The 21,994-nt window shown below is 57.2% G+C and carries 22 protein-coding genes; 2 read left to right on the forward strand and 20 right to left on the reverse strand.

Translation table 11 applies throughout. The annotated features are described in order from the left end of the window. Window positions 1-3: 3 nt before the first annotated feature. The 12 genes from ACK2JC_RS09950 to ACK2JC_RS10005 form a co-directional block, all read right to left on the reverse strand. Window positions 4-486, reverse strand: coding sequence for a V-type ATP synthase subunit K (locus ACK2JC_RS09950; protein ID WP_007718818.1), 483 nt, complete (start codon window positions 484-486; stop codon window positions 4-6). A 2-nt stretch (window positions 487-488) separates the two neighbouring features. Further along, entirely contained in the window at window positions 489-2,504 is a 2,016-nt protein-coding gene (locus ACK2JC_RS09955; RefSeq protein WP_118756844.1) for a V-type ATP synthase subunit I, read from the reverse strand. 17 nt (window positions 2,505-2,521) lie between these two features. Next, window positions 2,522-2,836, reverse strand: a complete 315-nt coding sequence (locus tag ACK2JC_RS09960; protein ID WP_276852549.1) for a hypothetical protein — start codon at window positions 2,834-2,836, stop codon at window positions 2,522-2,524. A 254-nt stretch (window positions 2,837-3,090) separates the two neighbouring features. Next, entirely contained in the window at window positions 3,091-6,126 is a 3,036-nt protein-coding gene (locus ACK2JC_RS09965) for an efflux RND transporter permease subunit (protein WP_092367631.1), read from the reverse strand. Between the two features lie 15 nt (window positions 6,127-6,141). Beyond that, window positions 6,142-7,245, reverse strand: a complete 1,104-nt coding sequence (locus ACK2JC_RS09970; RefSeq protein WP_092367634.1) for an efflux RND transporter periplasmic adaptor subunit — start codon at window positions 7,243-7,245, stop codon at window positions 6,142-6,144. A 201-nt stretch (window positions 7,246-7,446) separates the two neighbouring features. Beyond that, window positions 7,447-8,355 (reverse strand): LysR family transcriptional regulator, encoded by a 909-nt coding sequence (locus ACK2JC_RS09975; protein WP_092367637.1) that lies wholly within the window; start codon window positions 8,353-8,355, stop codon window positions 7,447-7,449. Next, window positions 8,352-9,266 carry an acetamidase/formamidase family protein gene (locus tag ACK2JC_RS09980; protein ID WP_368271606.1) on the reverse strand — a complete coding sequence of 305 codons (915 nt, stop codon included), beginning with the start codon at window positions 9,264-9,266 and terminating at the stop codon, window positions 8,352-8,354. The genes ACK2JC_RS09975 and ACK2JC_RS09980 overlap by 4 nt, the downstream gene beginning before the upstream one ends. Before the next feature lie 65 nt (window positions 9,267-9,331). After that, entirely contained in the window at window positions 9,332-10,207 is an 876-nt protein-coding gene (locus ACK2JC_RS09985) for an ABC transporter permease (RefSeq protein WP_092367643.1), read from the reverse strand. A gap of 9 nt (window positions 10,208-10,216) precedes the next feature. Further along, window positions 10,217-11,164, reverse strand: a complete 948-nt coding sequence (locus ACK2JC_RS09990; protein ID WP_320937954.1) for an ABC transporter permease — start codon at window positions 11,162-11,164, stop codon at window positions 10,217-10,219. After that, window positions 11,157-12,239 carry an ABC transporter ATP-binding protein gene (locus ACK2JC_RS09995; RefSeq protein ID WP_320937953.1) on the reverse strand — a complete coding sequence of 361 codons (1,083 nt, stop codon included), beginning with the start codon at window positions 12,237-12,239 and terminating at the stop codon, window positions 11,157-11,159. The genes ACK2JC_RS09990 and ACK2JC_RS09995 overlap by 8 nt, the downstream gene beginning before the upstream one ends. A gap of 3 nt (window positions 12,240-12,242) precedes the next feature. After that, complete coding sequence (locus ACK2JC_RS10000; protein ID WP_320937952.1) at window positions 12,243-13,286, reverse strand: ABC transporter ATP-binding protein; 1,044 nt, start codon at window positions 13,284-13,286, stop codon at window positions 12,243-12,245. Between the two features lie 125 nt (window positions 13,287-13,411). Next, on the reverse strand, window positions 13,412-15,082 hold the full coding sequence (locus ACK2JC_RS10005) for an ABC transporter substrate-binding protein (protein WP_320937951.1): 1,671 nt from the start codon (window positions 15,080-15,082) through the stop codon (window positions 13,412-13,414). Window positions 15,083-15,190: 108 nt separating this feature from the next. Between ACK2JC_RS10005 and ACK2JC_RS10010 the strand changes: the two genes are divergently transcribed. Beyond that, window positions 15,191-15,805, forward strand: a complete 615-nt coding sequence (locus ACK2JC_RS10010; protein WP_166445823.1) for a C39 family peptidase — start codon at window positions 15,191-15,193, stop codon at window positions 15,803-15,805. Between the two features lie 392 nt (window positions 15,806-16,197). On the opposite strand, the gene ACK2JC_RS10015 is transcribed toward ACK2JC_RS10010, so the two are convergent. After that, entirely contained in the window at window positions 16,198-17,013 is an 816-nt protein-coding gene (locus ACK2JC_RS10015; protein WP_320937950.1) for a MerR family transcriptional regulator, read from the reverse strand. A 93-nt stretch (window positions 17,014-17,106) separates the two neighbouring features. Here ACK2JC_RS10015 and ACK2JC_RS10020 point away from each other — a divergent pair, with 93 nt between their 5' ends. Then, entirely contained in the window at window positions 17,107-18,435 is a 1,329-nt protein-coding gene (locus ACK2JC_RS10020; RefSeq protein ID WP_092367664.1) for an MATE family efflux transporter, read from the forward strand. 136 nt (window positions 18,436-18,571) lie between these two features. On the opposite strand, the gene ACK2JC_RS10025 is transcribed toward ACK2JC_RS10020, so the two are convergent. From ACK2JC_RS10025 to ACK2JC_RS10055, 7 genes are all read right to left on the reverse strand, one after another. Continuing rightward, on the reverse strand, window positions 18,572-18,967 hold the full coding sequence (locus tag ACK2JC_RS10025) for a DUF6465 family protein (protein ID WP_320937949.1): 396 nt from the start codon (window positions 18,965-18,967) through the stop codon (window positions 18,572-18,574). Window positions 18,968-19,186: 219 nt separating this feature from the next. Continuing rightward, window positions 19,187-19,900: a hypothetical protein gene (locus tag ACK2JC_RS10030; RefSeq protein ID WP_368271611.1), complete on the reverse strand. Its 714-nt coding sequence runs from the start codon at window positions 19,898-19,900 to the stop codon at window positions 19,187-19,189. Window positions 19,901-20,061: 161 nt separating this feature from the next. After that, the gene (locus tag ACK2JC_RS10035) at window positions 20,062-20,349 is read right to left on the reverse strand and encodes a hypothetical protein (RefSeq protein WP_320936884.1); all 288 of its coding nucleotides are present in this window, start codon (window positions 20,347-20,349) and stop codon (window positions 20,062-20,064) included. A gap of 163 nt (window positions 20,350-20,512) precedes the next feature. Beyond that, on the reverse strand, window positions 20,513-20,782 hold the full coding sequence (gene rpsR / locus ACK2JC_RS10040) for a 30S ribosomal protein S18 (protein WP_007706127.1): 270 nt from the start codon (window positions 20,780-20,782) through the stop codon (window positions 20,513-20,515). 38 nt (window positions 20,783-20,820) lie between these two features. Beyond that, a complete protein-coding gene (locus ACK2JC_RS10045) occupies window positions 20,821-21,282 on the reverse strand; it encodes a single-stranded DNA-binding protein (RefSeq protein WP_107435818.1) in 462 nt (153 codons plus the stop codon). A gap of 39 nt (window positions 21,283-21,321) precedes the next feature. Continuing rightward, window positions 21,322-21,609 carry a 30S ribosomal protein S6 gene (rpsF, locus tag ACK2JC_RS10050; protein WP_007706121.1) on the reverse strand — a complete coding sequence of 96 codons (288 nt, stop codon included), beginning with the start codon at window positions 21,607-21,609 and terminating at the stop codon, window positions 21,322-21,324. 137 nt (window positions 21,610-21,746) lie between these two features. Next, window positions 21,747-21,977, reverse strand: coding sequence for a DUF951 domain-containing protein (locus tag ACK2JC_RS10055; protein ID WP_092371576.1), 231 nt, complete (start codon window positions 21,975-21,977; stop codon window positions 21,747-21,749). Between the last annotated feature and the right edge of the window lie 17 nt (window positions 21,978-21,994).

Here is a 21,994-nt window from a genome sequence, read left to right on the forward strand (position 1 = left end):
GACTTAAATTGCCAGTCCGCCGATGCCGAAGATGGACAGGATGGAGATCAGAAGAGCCAGGATGGCGTAGGTCTCAACCATTGCCGGGAAGATCATGGCTTTACCGAACTGCTCCGGACGCTTTGCGACCAGGCCGATACTTGCCACGGAGGCTTTGCCCTGCTTCATCGCGGACCACAGGCCCACAAACGCCATGGGAAGGCAGGCTGCCAGATATAACAGACCCTTGGCTACGGAAACGTTGGGATCGCCGCCCATGATACCGATCTGAGTCAGGGTGATGAAACCGATCAGCAGGCCGTAAATACCCTGCGTACCGGGCAGAAGCTGCAGAACCAGAACTTTACTGAACTTGTTGGGGTCTTCCGTGATAACGCCCGCGGCGGCCTCACCCGCGATACCCACTCCGATTGCAGAACCAATTCCCGCTAAAAGTGCTGCCAGCGCTGCCCCTGTAAGTGCAAATACAATTCCGAGATTTCCCATAGTTAAATGTCCTCCTTGACTTTATAATATTTCGTGTGAATGGCAAAAGGCTCAAATTTCCTTCCGCCGCCCTCATAAAACTTTCCAAAAAACTCTACAAACTGCAGACGGTTGGTGTGCACGTAGGCGCCCAGGGCGTTGATCGCCAGGTTCAGGCTGTGGCCTATTAAGAACACCAGGATAAATACAATCGCTCCGAAAATATTTCCTCCGAGCATGCTTCCCATCTTGTTAAACACTGTGGAGATAACACTGGTCGCCAGTCCCAACGCCAGCAGTCTGGAGTAGGACAGGATGTCGCTCAGGTAAGAGGTTACGCCGTAAACGCCGTAAAGCCCCTTTAAGATGCGCTTGAACCAGTTTTTGGACTCTCTGCCGCTGGTGAGAATAATCCCCACCGCGCCGATCACCGCCAGCACGGCGCATACGTTGCCCACGGCCGCGGGAACCACAAAGCTCAGTCCAAGCATATCGGTAAACATGGGCATTGTCAGCAGATAGAGGATCGCTCCGCCCACCAGCATGTACCAGAATCCCGCATCGTAAAGCGCATCCGTCACGCTGCCGCCCTTCACACAGCTGTACAGCTTGATTCCAAGGCCTGTGAACAGGTGCAGGATACCAAGTGCAAAGGCGAACACCAGCATCTTCATGGGCAGGCTCACCGGCTCAAACCAGATCGGCGCCAGCCGGATATCCGGCCGTCCGAAGAAGGTGGTGGCGATTACATTCACCGCGTCTCCGAAGAAGCTGCCGAACATGAAGCCCCAGAAGGTAGTGGAGATGCCGCAGTAGAGAAACATCTTTAACATCTTCCGGAATCCGGGTTCAAGGTTTTTGATTTTTTTCAGACAATAGGTACAGCCGATGATCATGATGAGGCCGTAGGCCGCATCCGAGAGCATCAGGCCGAACAATACATAGTAGAACATGGCCACGGCGCCGGACGGATCCATCTCGCCTTTGCCCGGCAGGCTGTAGCTCTCCACCACGCTCTCCACCGGCTCGACGAACTTGTTGTTGTGCAGGATCACCGGCACGTCGTCCTGATCGGACGGCTCGGTGAGTTCCACCACCACGTCGAAACGCGACTCCAGGGCCTTTTGAAGCTTTGGCGCTTCCGGCACGGAAATGTACCCCGTGACAAGAAATACGCGCCTGGACTGGACCAAACCGCCAAGCACGCCGTACTTCTCGGCACGCATGGTGTAATAGTCCATGACAAAACGGATCTGCTCCGCCTGGCCGGCAAGCCCGACTACCTCGGCTTTGGCCTTCTCCACCGCAGCGTTCACCTGGCGGATCTTCTCCTCCAGCTCCTTCTGCTTCTTAGCCGGAACCTCATGGGACAGGGGCGGCCTGGAAAAATTCATCTTGTGGAGCGCATCCTCCACCGCATCCGCGTCCGCCCGGTGGCAGACGATGAACAGACAGATCTGTTCCGCGGTTCCGCCGATTCCCGTGACATCCACGGATTCCACCTGGGGCGCGTACTGCCCCAAAAGCTCGTGCACCTTCTCCAGGGTGATGTCCCCGGCCAGCGAGCCGATAAACGCGGCGGTCTGCCTCGTCCCCCGGTAATCCAGCGGGAGATCGAAATTTTTCCACGGTTCCAGAGCATCGATCTGCTGCTCCAGTTTGGGGATCATGCCCTTGTTCTCGGCAATCTCCTTCTCCAGTTCCTGCAAGCGATAGGCGGTCTTCATAATCTCGTCATGCTTGCCTGCGCTGGACTCGTACTCCTCCACTGACAGCGTCTCGCGCCCCTCGAAGCCGGCCAAAAGCCCCTTCTTCTCAGGCGCATACTCCGCGAGCACGGACAATGCCTGCTCCGCCACGGCGGCGTTGCGCTCGAATACTGTCTTGGAAGAGGAAACGTCAGTCTTTCTGAATATGCTGTCTTCCTCCAGCACGTTACTGATCTCCACAGCTCCCTGGCGCTGCAACAGCTCCAGGATCTGTTTGCGGTCCTTTTTGAGGCCACAGATCAGCACTTTCTTCATAGGCACTACTGCCAATCTTACGCGCCTCCTTTCTACAGCAGTTCAGCCAATACCGCTTTTACTGCCTGATCTGACTTCTCTGTTACCGCGCTTCGCAGTGACTCAAGCTCAGCGCCTTCCGCCTGTTCGGCGTCCGCCATAATACGGTCCGCCTGGGCCTTGGCGGCGTTTTCCGTCTGTGCGGCTTTTTCCCGGGCCTGGCGAATCAGCTCGCTCTTCTGCGCAGCCGCACCCGACCTTGCTTCCGCAATAATCTCTTCCGCCTGCTGCCCCGCCTGGGCTTCCCGCTGTTCCGCCGCCTGTTCCGCCTGACGGATTGCGTCAATGATCTCCTGGGCCAACTCCATCCTCCTCTCTCAAAAGAACCCCCTGCCATAAGGCAGCGAACAAATTCTTCATATTTTTCAGGATTCTCTTATTTTTTGTACAATATGAATAGATTATACCTCATCGTCATTTTATTTTCAATGCAATTTCTAATTATTTCATAAATATTTTTTAGATAGACAAAAAGTTTTTGTTTGTCTATTTTTTGACATACTTTTTAAAAGAAAGAGGGGCCGGGTGCGGCACGCATCTGGTCCCTCTATTAAAATTTGACTTAATCCGCCATCAAACTCTGTTTTCCGCCGCGGTTCATCACGCTGTAGTAAGCGGGCAGCATGAGCAGCGCCAGAATGGTGGAGGCGGTCAGGCCGCCGATATTTACCAGAGCCAGACCCTGGGTGGTCTCGCCCGAATCGCCCAGCGCAAGCGCCATGGGCAGCATGGACAGCACCGTGGTCAGGGTGGTCATCAGGATGGGGCGCAGACGGGTGGCTCCCGCCTCGATCATCGCCGTCTCCATATCCATGGTCTGACGGTACTGGTTCACCGTATCCACGTACAGGATACCGTTGTTAACAACCGTACCCACCAACATCAGGAAGCCCAGCAGGGAGGTCATGCTGATGGCGCTGTCCACGATCCACAGCAGACCGAAGGCGCCGATCAGACAGAAGGGCACGGTGGTCATAACCATGATCGAGAACTTCGGCGACTCGAACTGGCACGCCATCACGACGAATACCAGAAAAATCGCCATGGCAATGGCTTTGCCCAAGTTGGTGAACTCCTTCTGCATGGATTTCTGCATGCTGTTCATCGCAATGGAAACGCCCTGGGTCAGCTGCGGCGCCACAACCTCTGTCTGAAGCTGTTTCTCCGTAGTCTCCGTCGCCTTGTCGGTATAGGTGCCGGTGATGGTCACGCGGTACTGCTTATCCTGACGCCGGATTGTGGACGGGCTGTCCTCAAACACCAGGTCCGCCACGTCCGTCAGCGCAACCGCGCCGCCGGTAGGGGTCTGAAGCACAATATTCTGAACCTGGGAAAGAGTCTTATACCGGTCTTTATCATATTCTACTTTAATATCCACGTCGCGGCCGTCGATCTCCAGAGATGCGGGGCTCACGCCGCTTAACATGCTGTTTAAGGTGCCGCCGATCTGCGCTGCGGACAACCCTGCCGCCTTGGCTTTGATGGGGTTGACACGCACCTTCACCACCGGAGCGGCGTTCTCCAGATCGGAATGAACCTTGGTCACTTCAGGGCGCGCATCCAACGCCGCCACAATCCGGTCGCTGTCCGCCTTAAGCGAGTCGTAGTTGGTGCTCTGTAAAATCACCTGGTAGGTATCGCTGGTTCCCATCATGGAGCCGATGGTGGAGTTGGCGCTGACCGTGATGTTACAGTTAGGAATCGTTTCCAGCTCTTTTCTCCAGAGCTTTACCACGTCGTCCGTTTCCATATCCCGGTCTTTTCTCAGGTAGGCCGTCACCGTGGGGTTGGAGCTCATGCTGCCTCCAAGACCGCCGCCGCCCGTCTGGGTCAGGTAGTCCTCCACATTGGGGTCGGCGCTCACAACCGCCTCAGCGCGGTTTAAAATGCCCTCCACGATCTCCATCTGCAGGCCCGGCTTCGTCTCCACCGTCACGGTGATCTGACCCATGTCGTCCTCGCCCATCAGCTCGGTTCTCAGGTTAAGGGCCAGCACAATGGACAGGGCCAGAAGGGCCACGGAAGCGAGCATGACCAGCCCTTTGTGGCGCAGCAGCCTGCGCATGGTCCTGCGGTACTGCTCCTGCATCTTCTCCACAGGGCGGGACAGGGGAGCCGTCTTCTTCTCCACAGGCTTGTAGTTCATATAACACAGCGGAACCACGGTGATGGCCGAGATCAGGGACGCCACCATACAGAACACGATGGTGAAGCCCAGCGGCCGGAACATCTCGCCGGTCATACCGCTCAGCATTGCCAGGGGCAGGAACACCACGCAGGTGGTCAGCGTGGAACCCACAACCGACTGGTACACCACGCCCGTACCGTTTAGGGCCGCCTTGGAAAACTCCCGGAAGCCCGTGTCCGTGGTAGCTCTGAAGCAGCTCTCCAGCACAACCGTGGAGTTATCCACCATCATGCCGACGCCCAGCACCAGGGCGCTTAAGGTGATCACGTTCAGGGAGAAGCCCATGAGGTTCATCAGCACAAAGGAGGCCAGGATGGATACTGGGATGGAGCTTCCGACAATCAGAGATGCCTTGATATCGCCGAAAAACATCCAGATAATCACCATGGAAATCACGATGGCGGCGATCATGGTCTGGAACACGGAGGTCAGGGAGGACATGATGTTGTCCTTGGTGTCCATAACCACCGTAATGTTCAGGTCCGGATCCGCTGCCGTCAGCTCGTCGACCACATCGTGAACGTCCGAGGACAGGGTCAGGGAGGCCGCATCCTGCTGTTTGGTCACGGACACCGCGATGGTGTCCTGGCCGTTGTAGCGGGCGATACTGCTGGTATCGTCCTCACCCAGATAGATGTTCGCCACATCGCCGAGATAGATCGTATTCTTTCCGGATACGGTCAGGGGGATGTCCTGAAGGCTCTCCAGGGTGTCGAACTTCTGGTCCGTGGAAACGGCCAGCTGCTGGTCTCCCATATCGGCGTTGCCTGCGGGGTAAGCCAGGTCGGCGCTGCCGATATCCGTGGCAATGGAATTCATGCTCACGCCGTACTGGTTCATCTTCTCCGGGAGCAGCTCCACGCGGATATACTCCTTGCTGCCGCCGTTGATGGATACCTCGGCCACGGAGTTCAGCTTCTCCAGCTCCGGCACCACGTCGTCGTTTACATAGTTATAGAGGTTATCGGTGTTGTCCTTGCTGACCGCCAGGATCATATTGGCCATCAGGTTGGCGTTCAGTTCCAGCATGATGGGGTCTTCCACCTCGTCCGGCATGCTGACCTTCGCCAGATCCATCTGCTTTTTCAGATCATCGTAAGCCTTATCCATATCCGTGCCGTACTTGTATTCCAGCATGGTGATGGACACGTTCTCACGGGACATGGAGGAAACGGTGTCCAGACCGCTTAAGGTTCCCACCTGACCCTCCACCGTCTTGGTAACCAGTTCGTTCACGTCCTCGGGGCTGGCGCCGGGATAGGGCGTCATCACAACGATCATGGACATGTTCATTTCCGGCATCAGCTCAAGAGGCGATGACATGAAGGCCTGAAGACCGAACACCACCAGGCACAGGATCATCAGTACCGTGGTCACCGGCCGTTTCAGGACTAGTTTTGTTAAACCCATAGTTTTACGCCCTCCTTACTCAGCCGCAGCTTCTGCCTGGTTCGCCCCGGCAGCCGCCTCGCTGTCCGCCAGCGACACCTTGTAGCCGTCCTTCAGCTCGGAAGTCCAGGTGGTAAGTACCTGATCGTCCATGGTCAGGCCGGACTTAATCACAATATTCTCAGTATCAAAGATTCCCACTTCCACCGGCACCTCGCGGATCACGCTCTCACCGGCATCATAGGTATAGACAAATGCGTCCCCGCCGCGGTAGTACACGCTGTGAGTGGGCACCAGCATAACGTTCAGCGCGGAATCCTTGGGTACCTGAAGCTCCACGTCGGTTCCCGGTGTCATGGTGTTGTTGTCCTCCACGGAGGCCTTCACCTTGAACAGTCCCACACCGGCGTCCGCCATGTTGCTGACCTCGGTGATCGTTCCGTCGTAGTCCACGCCGTCCTTGTTGAGGACCACGGGATCGCCGGGGTTCAGATTGTTTTTCACCTTCTCAGTGGTATAGAAGGAGACCACCTTGCCGCTCTCCCCCGCGATGATGCACAGCTGCGTGGACTGGCCTACGGTGTCGTGAAGCTCCACGTTGCACTGCTCCACCCGGCCGTTTATGGGGCTGGTGATATTGCTGAATTCCATCTGATTGTTATAATTGATCTGAGCCGCCTCATACTGAAGTCTGGCAGCGTCCGCCTGGGCCTTGTAGCCGTCGTAGTCCTGGGCGGATATGTAACCGGCCTGATACAGGGGGGTCATGCGGTTCAACACGTTCTGCGCGCTCTCCGCGGACACCTTGGCCGCCTCCATGGAGGTTCTGACCGCGTCCACCTGCTTGGTGTCGATCTCCACCAGCACCTGTCCCGCCGTCACCGTATCCCCGGCCTTGATGTTCACCGCGGTGATATCGCCGCCGGCCTTGGGGAAAATATATACCACGTCCGCAGGCTCAATGGTGCCGATCAGCTGGGTCGTCAGGCGCACATCGCCCATATGCGGCTTTTCAACCGTCACCACCGGGTCCGCCGTAGCCTCTGCGAACTCCGTTTTCTTTGTCAGGCGCAAAAACAGGAATACGGCTATGACCACGATCACAACCGCCCAAATTGCACGTTTTACTCCTTTTTTCATCTTCTCCTCTTTCCTTTCTGCTTTGTATTCCTTAAAATGCCTTAAAAAAAACAAGGGGAACCAACCGTTGCCAGGCAACAGCTCTCCCCCATTTCGTTACAAACCAACCATTTGTATTTTAGACATATATGCCTTTATTGTCTAACATCAAAAAACGGACAATTAACAACTATATGATGTTAATTGTCCATCTTTTTGTTTTTATTCCCGCCTGCGCAGATCAATGGAATTCAGATAGGAAACCAGATCTTTTAATTTTTCCTCGTCCTCCACCCGCCACAGCGCCATCACCTTGGCCTCGGCCTGATTTTCCGGGGTGGGAATCGGGTACATGGCCAGCCGGTCCCCGAAATCGTGGTAATATTCCCGGTAGCCGATGTGAATGCCCTCGTTGGCGTTCAGGGCCAGCTCCAGGCTGTCCGTATTGTCGAAATACCGCACCTTTTTGGGAAGATATCCCAGATTTCCCAGAAACTCCAGGATTTTCATCCCCAGACCGGACTCCTCGTACCGGAACACGGCCAGAAGCGTCTGCTGCTGAAGCTGGGCGCTGCTGAGGCGATCCAGACCGGCCATTGGATTTTTTTTGGAAAACACGTAGTACAGGGGAAAACTGTGCAGTTCCGCCCAGTTGAACTTGTCCTTGATCTTGGTGTAGTCGAACCCATTGCTCAGGGTAATGATCAGGTCCGGCGCGTTGATCCCGGCCAGGTCCTTCACGTCGCTGTACTCCTTGAGCTGGAACTCCGTCTGCGGGAATTGGTCGCTGTACTCCGCCAGAATCCGTCCCACCACGTCCATCACGCCGTTCATCTTCAGAATCGCCACGTGAATGCGGTCCTTCTCCCGCTTGTTGTCCTCCCGGGCCATGTCCACCGACTCCCGGATCAGGGTCGGAATATTCTGCCATTTCCACATCAGAATCTCCCCGCTGCGGGTCAGGCGCACCTCCCGGGTGGTCCGCTCAAACAGCCGCATCTCCAGCTCTCTCTCCAGGGAAGAAATCTGGCGGCTCAGCCCCTGCTGGGAAATGTAGAGGTGACCGGCCGCCTCGGTGAAGTTCAGCGTGCGCGCCACCTCCAGAAAACACTCGATCTGGTGTATGGTCATAGGCCGTCCTCCTGGGCAAAGCCGGTAAAGCCCTCCGCCTCCGTAACCAAACAGGGAAGCTCCAGGCGCATGGTTTTCATCGGATTGACGATCTGGCAGACCGCCAGGTCTCCCAGCATGTCAAGGTACATGCCCGCGTCCACCGGGTCCGCCCCCGCGTGCTCCGTGAGGAAGGAAAACATCTGCAGAACCGCTTTGTCCCCGGCTTCATCCAGCGTTTCGCCGTACGCGACGGTGATCCATTTCTGCGAATTGCGGATCATGGGGTATTCCAGGGCCAGCCCCTTGAGAACGTGTACCCGCACGGTGACCCGGCCCCCGATCTCCACGCCGCAGTTTCCCACCTCACCATCCCCCATAATAGCGTGCAGATCGCCCATGGCGAGCAGGGCTCCGGGCGCCTTCACGGGCAGGTACAAAGAGCAGCCGGCCTCGATGCGGGTGCAGTCCATATTTCCGCCGTGATTCATGGGCGTCATCGTACTGACGGCTCCGCTCTCCGGCGCTACGCCGATCACGCCCACCATGGGTCTGGCCGGAATCTCCAGATTCCGGTAATGGATCCGGTTGTCCTGAACCGGCACGCGGCGGATCACGGTGGCGGAAACTTTGCCCTTCAACGCGCCGCTGGCGGGCCCCATGTCCAGAATCCCCACCGGGTCCAGGGAAATGTCCAGGATATCCACCCGCAGCACATCCCCCGGCGCTGCTTCCTCCACGAACAGGGGACCGGTGGCGGGATTTTCCAGGCTCCGGTCCAGGTCCGCAAAGGTGGTGTCCCCTGGCAGCAGCTGGCCCTTGTAGCAGTCATAGGTCTCAAAGGTTACGGTCTCCCCGGACCGCGCCCGGCTGACCGGGGGATGCTCCGGGTAAAAGGTGTGAATGACGTGTTTTTTCTCAATGTATCTCATGGCAAATACCTCGTTTCTTGTGGCAGTGCAGACGGCGGGGAAACGGGGGCCCGGGCTGTTTCGACCTACCGCCGCAGGGTGGCCGTTGGGTCCACCGCATCCCGCAGGGCGTCGCCCACAAAGTTGATGGCCACCACCAGGATCACGATCAGCAGGCCCGGCGGTATCCACAGCCAGGGCTGCCTGGTGAGCACGGTCAGGGACTGGGCGCTGTTGAGCATGTTGCCCAGACTGGCCGTGGGGGGCTGCACACCCATTCCCAAAAAGCTTAAGGACGCCTCGTCCAGCATGGACAGGGCCATGACCGAGGTGGCGTAGACCAGAATGGGTGCCACGGTGTTGGGCAGAATCTCCGAGAACAGGATGTGCCGCAGGGGCATTCCCGCCACGATGTCGCCTTTGACAAAGTTGGTTTCCCGCAGGCTGAGCACATTTCCCCGCACCAGGCGGGCGATTCCGGGCCAGTCCACAAAACCCAGGATCAGGATGATGCTCCACAGCCCAGGTTCAAAGATGGCGGCCGCCACCAGCACCAGGAGAATGTAGGGAAACGACATCACCATGTCGGTGAAGCGCATGATCAGCATGTCCAGCCATCCTCCGAAATACCCGGCTAAAAGCCCCAGCACCACGCCCACGGCGGTGGAGATGGCGGTGGCCATAAGGCCCACCAGAAGGGAAATGCGGGTGGCGTAGAGCAGGCGGCTCAACATGTCGCGGCCGATCTGGTCCGTGCCCAGCCAGAACCGCAGGCTGGGCGCCTCGCTGAAGGGGCCTACGATGGCGTCCGGGTCGTGGGGCGCGATGAGCGGGGCCAGCACGGCGGCCAGGCAGATCACGGTCAGCAGGATCAGGCTGGCGACGCCCAGATGATGGTGTTTGAAGCGCCGCCAGACCGTCTGTAAATAGCTTTCATTTGTAATATCCGTTTGTCTCTTCATGGGCCGCTCCTATTGATACTGGATGGTGGGGTTCACCACCGCGTACAGAATATCCGTAATCAGATTGCCCGCCAGCACCACCACCGCGGACAACAGGCACACGCCCATGATCACCGGGTAATCCCGGCTCATGATGGCGCTCATGGTCATTAGCCCCAGGCCGGGCCAGGAAAACAGCTGTTCCACGATCACAGCGCCGCCGAACAGCACGGGAATCTCCATGCCGATCACCGTTACGATGGGCACCATGGCGTTGCGCAGGGCGTGCTGGTTCACCACCCGGCGGCGTCCCAGGCCCTTAGCCCTGGCCGTGCGCAGGTAGTCCTGCTGCAGGATTTCCAATACCGCGCTTCGGATGTAGCGGATGTTGGTGCCCGCCATAGACACCGACAGCACGATCACCGGCATCACCATGTGGGCCGCGATATCCGCCGCGCCCCCGGAGGAGCCAAGGGTGGTCATGCCGCCGGAGGGCAGCCAGCCCAGCTTGACGGTGAACAGATACACCAGCAGCAGGGAGAGGAAAAAGCCCGGGATGCTGCTTCCGAAGAAGGAGAGGGTCACCACCGTGTAATCCCCCCTGGAATACTGGTGGATGGCGCTGTAAATCCCAGCGGGCACCGCCATCAGCAGGCTGACGATCAGGGACACGCCCATGAGCAGCAGGGTCGGCCCCAGATGGCTTCCGATCATGGCGCTGACAGACTGGTAGGTCTTGACGGAATAGCCCATGTTGCCCTGGAGCAGGTTGGACAGCCACACGAAATACTGGATATAGAAGGGCTGGTCCAGCCCCAGCGCGGCCTTCTGGGCTTCGATGGCCGCCTGGGAGATCCGGGCGCCCTGAAGCATCTCCAGGGGATTTCCCGCCATACACATGATGGCGTAGTCGATGATGGTGATTCCGATCAGCGTGGGGATGGCGATCAGAATGCGTTTTAAAATGTATTTACCCATGGGTCGGACCGCCTCCTTTTTCGTTCTCTTCTCCGGCAAGCACCGGGCAGGCCACCAGATGGCCGCTGCCCGCAAAGGCCGGTTTCAGCTCAGGCTCGATCTCAGAGCATTCCTGCCTGGCGTAGGGACAGCGCGGATGGAAGCGGCAGCCCGACGGCGGGCGGGTGTTGCTGGCAATCTCCCCCTGAAGCACCGGAATCTCCGTCTCCCTGGCTCTGGGGTCCGGGATGGGCACCGCCCTAAACAGCGCCTTTGAGTAGGGGTGAATGGGATCGGCGAACAACTCCCTGGCATCGGCCAATTCCACGATCTTGCCCAGATACATGACCGCGATGCGGTCGCTGACGTAATTCACCGCGCCCAGACCGTGGCCGATGAAGATACAGGTCAGGTCCAGCTCCTTCTGCAAATCCCGCAGCAGATTTAAAATCTGCGCCTGGATGGACACGTCCAGGGCGCTGACCGGCTCGTCGCAGACCATAAGCTTCGGCCGCAGGGACAGCGCCCTGGCGATGCCGATGCGCTGGCGCTGGCCGCCGGAGAATTCGTGGGGATAACGCCCCAGGGAGTGGGCGGGCAGGCCCACCATATCCAATAGCCGTTTCAGCTCCGCGTCCAGATTGTCCTTCGTTGCCAGGCCGTGGTAGAGCATCGGCTCCGAGAGGATTTCATAGATGTGCTTGCGCGGGTTTAAGGAGGAGTAGGAGTCCTGAAATACCATCTGCAGCTCCGTTCGGATTCCCGCCATCTCCCTGCGGTTCATGGAGGCCAGGTCCACGCCGCGGTAGAGGATCTTCCCGGCGGTGGGCCGCTCCAGGGCCACGATCTGCCGGCCCAGGGTGGATTTTCCGCAGCCGGATTCGCCCACCAGCCCCAGGGTCTCCCCCTGGTATACCGTAAAGCTGACGCCGTCCACCGCGCGCACGTCGCCGATCTTGTGGGTGATCACGCCTCCCTTGACCGGATAATATTTTTTCAGCCGCTCCACAGTCAGGATAGGCGTCCGGGAGGCGGGATCGACGGGACGGTCCGGCCTGATCCCGGCTCCGTCCCCATGGTTCTGTTCCGTATTCATCCCTTATCCCTCCTTCTCCTGGGTCATTCCGTCCGTTTGTTCCAAACGGGCGGTTTTCCAGCACCGCGCCACATGGGCCGGGCCGCAGGCCACCTCCTCCTGGGGTTCGTGGCAGCGTTCCTCCTCGTAAGGGCAGCGGTCTGCAAAGCGGCAGCCCGTGATCCGGTCGTAGTGCTCGGGCACCACGCCCTGAATGGACTCCAGCCGTTTTCCGTCCGCCTCCTGGGCCGCCAAAACCTCCTCCCTGTTTCCGCTAAAACGCGGAATGGAGGGCACGGAGCGCAGCAGCGCCTGGGTGTAGGGATGGCCCGGCTCGTCGAACAGCCTCAGCACCGGGGCCTGCTCGATGATCTGTCCCGCGTACATCACCAGCACCCGGTCCGCCATCTGCGCCACCAGCCCGATGTCGTGGGTGATCAGGATCACCGCCATCCCCAGATCCTTTTGCAGTTCCTTCAGGAGCTGCATGATCTGCGCCTGAATGGTCACGTCCAGGGCCGTGGTCGGCTCGTCCGCGATCAGAAGTCTGGGCCTGCAGGATAAGGCCATGGCGATCATCACCCGCTGGCGCTGGCCGCCGGAGAGCAGATGGGGGTATTTTTTCATCACTGAGGCGGCGTCCGGCATCCCCACCTTCTCCAGCAGGGAGACGGCCCGCTTAAACGCCGCCTCCTTGTCCAGATGCATGTGGACGCGGATGCTCTCCGTGATCTGCCGCCCGATAGTGAACACGGGGTTTAAGGAGGTCAGCGGGTCCTGGAAAATCATGGTCACGGCGTCGCCGCGGATCTTGTCCAGCTCCTTCTCCGACATACTCAGCAGATCCCGGCCCTCAAACAGGGCCTTTCCGGCTCTCACCTTGCCGCCCCGGCCCAGCAGGCTCATGAGGGACAGGGAGGTGACGCTCTTTCCGCAGCCGGACTCGCCCACAATACAGACGATCTCTCCGGGATCCACATAAAAGCTGATGCCGTCGGCGCTGGTCATCTGGCCGCCGTCACCGTCAAATACAGTTGTGAGTCCTTCTACTTCCAGGATATGGGACATGTTGTTTCCTTTCTGAGTTTCAGTCATTACCTTCAAACAAGGACACCCAGAAAGCGTCCGCAGGGGGCGCTTTCCGGGAGTACAGGTTCGCTACCTTGTTCGTTTGTCGCAGCCGGCCGCCGGGATCATTTTACATCCCACTGCTCCACGTGGTTGAAGAACCCGTAGACTGAGGGCTGCACTCCGGTCAGGCGCTTGTTCACCGCTCCCAGGGAGCTGATCACGTAGGCGGAGAACATGGGAACGTCCTCCTGCACCTTTTTGTCCACGATGGAGTAAAGCTTTGCGGTCTCGGCAGTGTCGTTGGTCACCTGGACCTTAGACAGGGCGTCGTTGACGTCCGCGTTCACATAGCTGGTCCAGCTGTCTTCCATATTGATCAGCCAGTTGATATCCGCATAGGGGTCCACCGGCGCGTAGGTGTACTGAACGGCCAGCACGTCGTAATCCCGCGAGGTGGCGGTTGCCATCAGGGTGGCGAAGTCCACGGTCTGGATATCCGCCTTGATTCCCACCTCGGCCCACTGGGCCGCAATCACGGAAGCGGCGTTGATAAAGGTGCTGTCGCCGGAGTTCACATAGAACTTAAGGGTTTTGCCCGAATCCCACCCGGCCTCAGCCAACAGGGCCTTGGCCCGCTCGGGATCGTAGGACACCGGGGTGATGGAGGCGTCGAAGTAGGGGCTGGCGCTGGAGAGGAACCCGTCGATCACTTCGCCGTGGCCCTTCATCAGCTGGTCCAGGATGCGGTTCCGGTCGATGGCGCAGAGCATGGCCTGGCGCACTCTGGGGTCCGGCACATTGGCGGTCTGGATGAACACGGACTGGTTGGTCACCGGGTCGCCGTACACCGGGGTTACATTTTCCAGAGCCTCGATGCTCTCGTAGTCCTCCATGGGAATGGCGCTCATGGTATTCTGGGTGACGTCGATCTCCCCGGATTTTAAGCCCGCGTAGAGCTGGCTGCCTTCCACGATCTTGATGTTCAGGCGGTCGATCTTGGGAGCGCCCTTCCAGTAGTCCTTGTTGGCTTCATAGGAAATGTAGTGGTCCTTGTCAAAATCCGTCACACGGAAAGGTCCGCTCACCACGTCGGGATGATTGAACCACTCGTTGGACTTTAAGTCCTCCTCCGCGATGCCCTCGATCACGTGCTTGGGCAGCGTCATTAAGTAGCGGGCGTAGGAGTTCTGGAAGGTCACCAGGGACATGGGGGCCTTGGTGGTGAAGCGCACGGTTTTGTCGTCCACCTTCGTGATACCCTCCACGTGGTCCGCGCCCTTCTCCGTGTAGCCCTCGTCGCCGACGCCCACAAAGACGTAGTACATCATGGCCGGGTTGCCGATCACCGGGCTGGTCAACCTCAGGGCGGTGTAAATCACGTCGTCCGCCGTCACCGGCTTGCCGTCGGACCAGGTTGCCGACTCGTCGATATGCACCAGGAAATTGTGCTCGTCCTCCGCGGTGATGGAGTCCGCCAGCATACCCTCAAACTGTAAATCCGAATCCAGCTCCATCAGGGGCAGGAACATCAGGCCGGTGGCGTATTTGTTGATCTCCCCGCCGTCCATCAGAAGGGGATTTAAGGTATTTAAGGTGTCGGTGACGCCTACGTTGACGATCTTCTCGCCTCCAGCCGCCTGCGCCTGCTGGCCGCCGCCGGACTGTTCCTGCTGTCCGCCCGCTGCTCCGGGTTCACCGGACTGTTTCTTGCCGCACGCCGTCACGGACAACGCCATCACAATGGCCAATCCCAATCCCAGCGCCCGCTTCGCGATTCCACGGTTCATCTTCATAATTATTCCTCCTGCTTGTTTGCCCACATGACCCCATCTTCTTGACAAAGGTCTGCTGTAGTTGTATAGTTCATAACATCATTACTCCGAAAAATGAGGTGCGCGCCCATGAAAGTCCCTTTTTCCTATCAGAAAACCGAGTTCGACTGCGGACCCACGTCCCTGACGAACGCGCTGTCCTTTCTGTTCGACCGGGAGGAAATTCCCCCCGAGATGATCCGCCGTATCATGGCCTACTGCCTGGACGGCTTTGACGGGCAGGGCCATCCCTGCCGCCGCGGCACCTCCGCAGCAGCCATGCGCTTTATCAGCTCCTGGATCAATGGCTACGGGGAATCCGTTCATTTCCCCATCAAAACCCAGTTTCTGGAAGCCGACCAGGTCCACCTGGGAGCGGACAGCCCCGTGCTGAGCGTTCTGCGCCAGGGCGGCGCGGCCGTGATCCGCGTGATCTACGAGTGCGGCCACTACGTTCTGGTCACGGGTATCGGGGAGTCGGACCGCCTTTTGGTGTTCGACGGGTACTACGAGGAGGGCCGGGATATCGAGGACCTCGTCCTCGAGGGCATCGGGATCATCCCCGATCAGCCCCGTGGGGCCAACCGCCTGGTTCCCATTTCACACATGGACAGCGAGGGCACGGGCTCCTACCAGCTTGGACCGGTTCCCCGCCGGGAGGCCATTCTACTCTCCCGCACGGATCTGACGTTCCATCCGCTCTGAGCCGGCTGTTTCCCTTAGGATTCCTCTGAAGGCGCCAGCTTATTCAGTATCTTAAAGCGTTTAACCACACTATTCATAGTAGCTTAGTGTGGTTTTATTTATATCATTGGATGGGACAAATGTCAATTCCTATTTTAAAGACGGATGGGACCAGGGGCGGTTAACGGGCGTCAGGCCGTTCCTTCCATATTATGTGGATTCTGTGGGCTGCCCATCCGCCGGTACCGGTTCACATACGTTTCTATTATATGCAAATTCCCCCATGACCGCAAGTCAAATTCCGGCCGATCCCTCTTTGGGCCGCGTTTTCATAGGGTTTTCCGCCCACATTTCCGTATTTTTTCCCCTGAGACAATCTTTCCGGTAAAATCCCCGCAAGCCGGGTACACTGTCTACAGCGCCTCCACCGCCACCTTGACGATATAATCCCCGTAACCCTTGACGGTCAGCTCGTCCAGCAGAAAGTCCTCGTACCACTCCCGGCCCAGCCGCAGGCCCTGGCGCTCTGCGTACTCCCGGATCAGGTGATAAGGCTTTTCCATGCTGTCCTCATAACCGCGGTAACAGACCTCCACGTATTGGCCGGCTCTCTTCCGCAGCGTCTTAAGGCCCGCCACGGGCCGGGTGATTCTGGAGTAAACGCACACATACCGGTTGTATTTCCCCTGATCCAGGTCCTGACCCAGGCAGATGGTCCCCACGGCGCTCTGGGTCACCCGGTACTGTTCCCGCAGGCGCACGTGCTGGGCGATCTCCTCGGCCAGCTTGCGCTCCTCCCGTCCCTTCACGTCCGACAGCAGGAGCCAGCACTCCTCCCGGCGGACGAGATAGGGTTCGTCCAGGCGCACGTCCAGCGCCTCCTGCACATTCTGTTTCTCATGGCGGATAAACTGCTTCATGGACCGCAGCCGCTTGATCTCCTGGTCGATCTGTCGCTCCTGCTGGTCCATCATTTTCAAAAAAAGCCCGGGGGAGCGCTCCTGCATGTAGGCCTTGATCTCACCCAGGGGCATACCAAGGCGCTGCAGCGCCCGGATCACTTCAAAGGCGTCCATCTGCCACACAAAATAATACCGGTATCCATTTTCCTCTTTCACCGCCGGTGAAAACAGGCCGATCTCGTCGTAGTGAAACAGGGTGTGTTTTTTCACCCCCAGAATCTCCGCAAATTCGCCGGTTGTAAAATAGAGTTCATTTCTCTGTTCCATATTTTTTCAAATCTCCTCTTGACTATCGGGTTACCCTATAGTCTATCATAATGAATGCGGCTGAAATATGCAAGAAATATAGGAGTGTTTTTTATGAGTTATTCATTGTCAAAAAAGTTTACCTTCGGGTCGCTGCTGGTATTTGCACTGCCCACCACCATTATGATGGTGTTTATGTCCCTCTATACCATTGTGGACGGCATGTTCGTCTCGCGTTTCGTCAGCACCAACGCGCTGTCCTCCATCAATATCGTTTATCCGGCGGTCAACATCGTGCTGGGACTGGCGATCATGCTGTCCACCGGCAGCAGCGCCATCGTGGCGCGCAAGATGGGCGAGGGCAAGCCGGAGGAGGCCAGGCAGACCTTTACCGCCGTGATTTTTCTGAACGTGGTCATCGGCCTGGTCCTGGCGGTTCTGGGCACGCTGTTCGCAGCGCCCCTATCCCGCATGCTGGGCGCCAGCGACGTGCTTCTGGCCGACTGCGTCACCTACCTGCGCTGGCAGCTGGGCTTCGCGCCCGCGCTGATGCTTCAGATTCTGTTTCAGATGTATTTTGTGACGGAGGGGCGGCCGGGAATCGGGTTGTTTCTCACCGTCGCGGCCGGAATCACCAACGCGGTGCTGGACTATATACTGATCGTACCCATGGGGATGGGCATCGCCGGGGCCGCCATCGCCACGGTTACCGGCTATATGATCCCGGCGCTGTTCGGGCTGATCTATTTTGCCTCTGCGAAGAGATCCCTCTGGTTTGTCCGCCCGCGCATGTCCGGCGCCGAGCTGGGAGAGACCTGCTTAAACGGTTCCTCGGAGATGGTCACCAACCTCTCCGCTGGCATCATCACCTTCCTGTTCAACCTGACCATGATGCGGTTCGCAGGGGAGGACGGCGTGGCGGCCATCACCATTATCCAGTATTCGGAGTTTCTGCTGAACGCGCTGTTTATGGGCTTCTCCCAGGGAATCTCACCGGTGGTCAGCTTTAACCACGGCAGCCGGAATCATGCACAGCTAAAGCAGGTCTACAAGACCGCCATGATCTTCACGGTGGCTGCCTCCGTGACGGTGTTTTTGTTCGCGCAGTTCGCCGGGGACGCCGTGGTGACGGTATTCGCCCGCCGGGGCACGATGGTCTGGCAGCTGGCCAGCCACGGATTCTCAGTCTTTGCCATGGGCTTTTTGTTCTCCGGGCTGAACATCTTTTCCTCCGCCCTGTTTACGGCGCTGGGAAATGGAAAAGTCTCCGCCGTCATCTCCTTTGTGCGGACCTTCGGGCTGATCATCACCAGCCTTTTGATTCTCCCCGCCCTGCTGGGCGTGGACGGCGTGTGGCTGGCGATCCCCATCGCGGAGCTGGGCAGCACCTTGCTGTCGCTGTATTACCGGAAGCGGTACAAACAAGTGTATCAGTACGCGTGAACATCCTGAGACTTATATTGGTCTTGAACGAACTTTAATATTGAAAGAGGGAAAACGGTCTGAGCGCCGTTTTCCCTCTTTTATTATGGTTTGCCGGACCTCTCGCAGCCTGGGGCCGCCTCAGGTCCGGTCTGATTTACAGCTCGATCTTAAAATCGTCGGAGGCCTCTCCGTTCACCACGTAGTAAGCCGCGTTCTGCTCCGGAGAGATGTAAAGCTCCACGGTCTTGATTTCGGTTTCCGGGTGAGACTCTGCGTAAGCCTTCTCGGCCTGAGCCAGCACGTCTTTGGCTTTGATCTGCTTGCCGCCGAACTCTACCACTACGGTTTTCTCGACCTCAGCCTTGGGGGCTGCTTTCACGTTCCCGATCGCGTCAGCCTTGGCCGCGGTTTTTACCTGGGCCTGATCTGCGGCTTTCGCCTCAGCCTTGGCCGCAGGAGCCTTCGTCGCCTCCCTGACCACTTCCTTCACTTCTTCCTTTACCTCCACAGCCTTGGCCGCAGCGGCCATGGTTCTCTTTGGTCTTGCCATTGCAATTCCTCCCTTTTTTCGATCCGTTTTCGGTTTCCTTGTGGATTATACGGCCATCGGCATTTTTTGTCAATGTCGCGGACATGGAAAAATCCCCCAGTGTCATGGACAATTCTGGGAGATTTTTCATTCATTTTCCATTTATTTACTGGAAAAAATGGCATTTTCATAGCCCAGGGCGGAATGTGCCGCGACGGTCTGATCCAAACGACAGCCGTCTCAGTTTTCTACCCACACACCGTTTCCGTCCACGGTGTATCCGTCCGGAGTTGTGGTGTCGTGGAGCATGTAGCCGTCGGAACCGAAATAATAGAACTTACCGCTGATCTCCTTCCACTGGTTTACAGGGTATGTGCCGTCGCCGTTGTCCCACCACCAGCCTACGGCGTCCTGCTTCCATTCCGCGGTTCCGGCTGCCGCGCTGCCCTGCTTCAGCTTGAAGAAATATCCAAGACACACATTGGAATAGGAAGTGGATTCAACTCCGTCGATCAGCAGCACATAGGTCTTTGAGTAGGCCGAGCCGTCGGCCTTGTCTTTGGCCAGCTGTTCCGGGTTGATCACCGGATAGGCCTTATCGGCCTGGATGCCCACATACATGGGATATCCCATAAAGTCCTCCTTCTCGAAGGAATCCACCATCACGAACCTGCCGCCGTCCAGATATCCCCAGTAGATCGACGGGTTGCCGGACATTCCGTAAGTCCTGGACTGGTCCATGGTGATTGTGGTATTTTCATCGTACAGGTTGTATAGGGTGCCGCTGAAGGGATTCTCATACTCGGAAGACATGGTTGTCCCCGTGTCCTCCAGCCCGCTGGAAAAAATCCCCTCAAAATGCACGGTAAACTCCTGCGCGAAAGCCGTCATGCTTCCCGCCACCGCCAGTCCGGCCGCCAGAACCAGCGCCGCAATTCTCTTACTTGCTCTCATGTTTAAATCCTCCTTATTTGATTGATATAAATCGTTACACTGCTATGGTTTAGTACCTGCAGATGCTGCCCTGGACACCTCAGGGTTGTCTGCCGAGGAGATCAACGCCCTCTCCAATCTGATCCAAGTGATGGCGAACAAAAAGTAGGATAAGGCTTATCCTATTTTTGCCTGAAATTCACCCCCTTTGTCCCGGCCGCAGCCTCCAGCCCTTCGATCTGGCAGGCGTGACGGCACATATCATTTTCCAGTTCCTGTAAATATCGCAGCAGCAACCGCAGAATGGCGGCCCCGCAGGCGCCCCCGGTGTCCTGCATGTCTGCCAGACCGCACTCTGTGGCGTCCAATGCCCTGCGGATATCCCCAAGCTGCCGGATCCGCCGGTCCAGGCTGTCCCGAAGGCCGAACAACCCGTCGTTTATTTCCCTTAAACATTCTTCATCGATCATCTCCCATCCCGCCTCCTCTGTCATATAGTACCGGGCGGAGACGTGCAGGTTTTAAAAAAGCGTGGATTTTTCATTTTTTTGCACAAAAAAACGGGCCCGCCGCATATTCGCGACGAACCCGTCCATAAAATCTGTATTCCGCTTACAGCGCTGCCTGCGTAAATTAGTCGCAGGTGTAGGGCATCAGAGCGATGTGACGCGCGCGCTTGATGGCTACGGTCAGGGCTCTCTGGTGCTTTGCACAGTTGCCGGTAATTCTTCTGGGAAGAATTTTACCTCTCTCGGATACATATCTTTTTAACTTATTTACATCCTTGTAATCGATGGTGCCGTTCTTATCACCGCAGAAAACGCAAACTTTTTTTCTTCTGCGCATTCCGCCCGGTCTTCTCATCTTAGCTCCATCCGGTCTGTCTGATTTATTAAATGCCATTGGTGTTGTCCTCCTTTATGATTTAACAGTGGAACATCCTAGTTAAACGGAAGGCCCTCGTCCTCCACTCCATCCGGAATGTTCATAAACCCATCACCAATCGCGCTGGCAGGGGCCGGTCTCTGGGCCGGAGCGGACTGTGTATAGCCGCCGCCCATCTCAGAGGATGCGCCCTTGCTGTCGGCGAACTCCTGGTCGTCCAGGATAACCTCGGTGGTGTATACTTTCTGACCGTCTTTGTTAACATAGCTACCTGTCTGGAGTCTTCCGGACACCAATACTCTCATGCCCTGACGGAAATACTTCTCGGCGAACTCACCCGCGCGGTCAAAGGCCACACAGTTGATGAAATCGGCCGACTGCTCTCCGTTGTCCTGGTTTCTGCGCCCTCTGCGGTCTACCGCAAGAGTATAGCGGGCAATCGCCATGGAGCGCTCGCCCTGCGAATATCTGACTTCCGGGTCTCTGGTCAATCTTCCCATTAAGATAACTCTGTTCATACGATCACTCTTCCTTTTTAACTTCTTATGCGGCTGAGATTATGCGTCCACTCTCACGCATAAGTATCTGATCACTGGTTCCATAATACGAATGTGTGCTTCAACTTCGTTCGGGCATACAGAATCGGACTCAAACTGAATGAAGTAGTAGTAAGCTTCGTGCATCTTCTGGATCTCATATGCAAGTCTCTTCTTACCCCACTCATCTACGTTGGTCACGGTACCACCGAAACGGGTAATGTAACCCTTTACCTTTTCCAGTGCTGCTGCGCGCTCTTCGTCTTCCAGCTTCACATTCAGAACAACGGTTAATTCATACTTGTTCATCTTGCTTTACCTCCTTATGGTCTCTGGCCCCCGCTTTCAGTTACGGGAGCAAGGATATAATATGTCACGGAGTATTATTGTACCAAATTTGCCGGACAAAAGCAAGCGGTTTTTTCGGGTTTTTACGGGTTTTTACGTTATTTTTCGAGGTTTTCGCCGTTCTTTTCAGCCGCCGCGCCCTTTTTAGTCAGCCCCCTGGTATTCTTCTCCACCAGCTTGCGGGGCACCATGATCTGGTGCCCGCAGCCCATGCAGCTGAGGCGGAAGTCCGCGCCCACCCGCAGAATCTCCCACTGGCTGCTGCCGCAGGGATGGGGTTTTTTCAGTTTGACGATATCGCCCACCTCGTAATTCGGCTTTTCATTCATAACTTGTCCGCTCCCTT

Origin of the sequence: Enterocloster lavalensis (assembly GCF_046603895.1) — a bacterium.
Taxonomy (GTDB): domain Bacteria; phylum Bacillota; class Clostridia; order Lachnospirales; family Lachnospiraceae; genus Enterocloster; species Enterocloster lavalensis.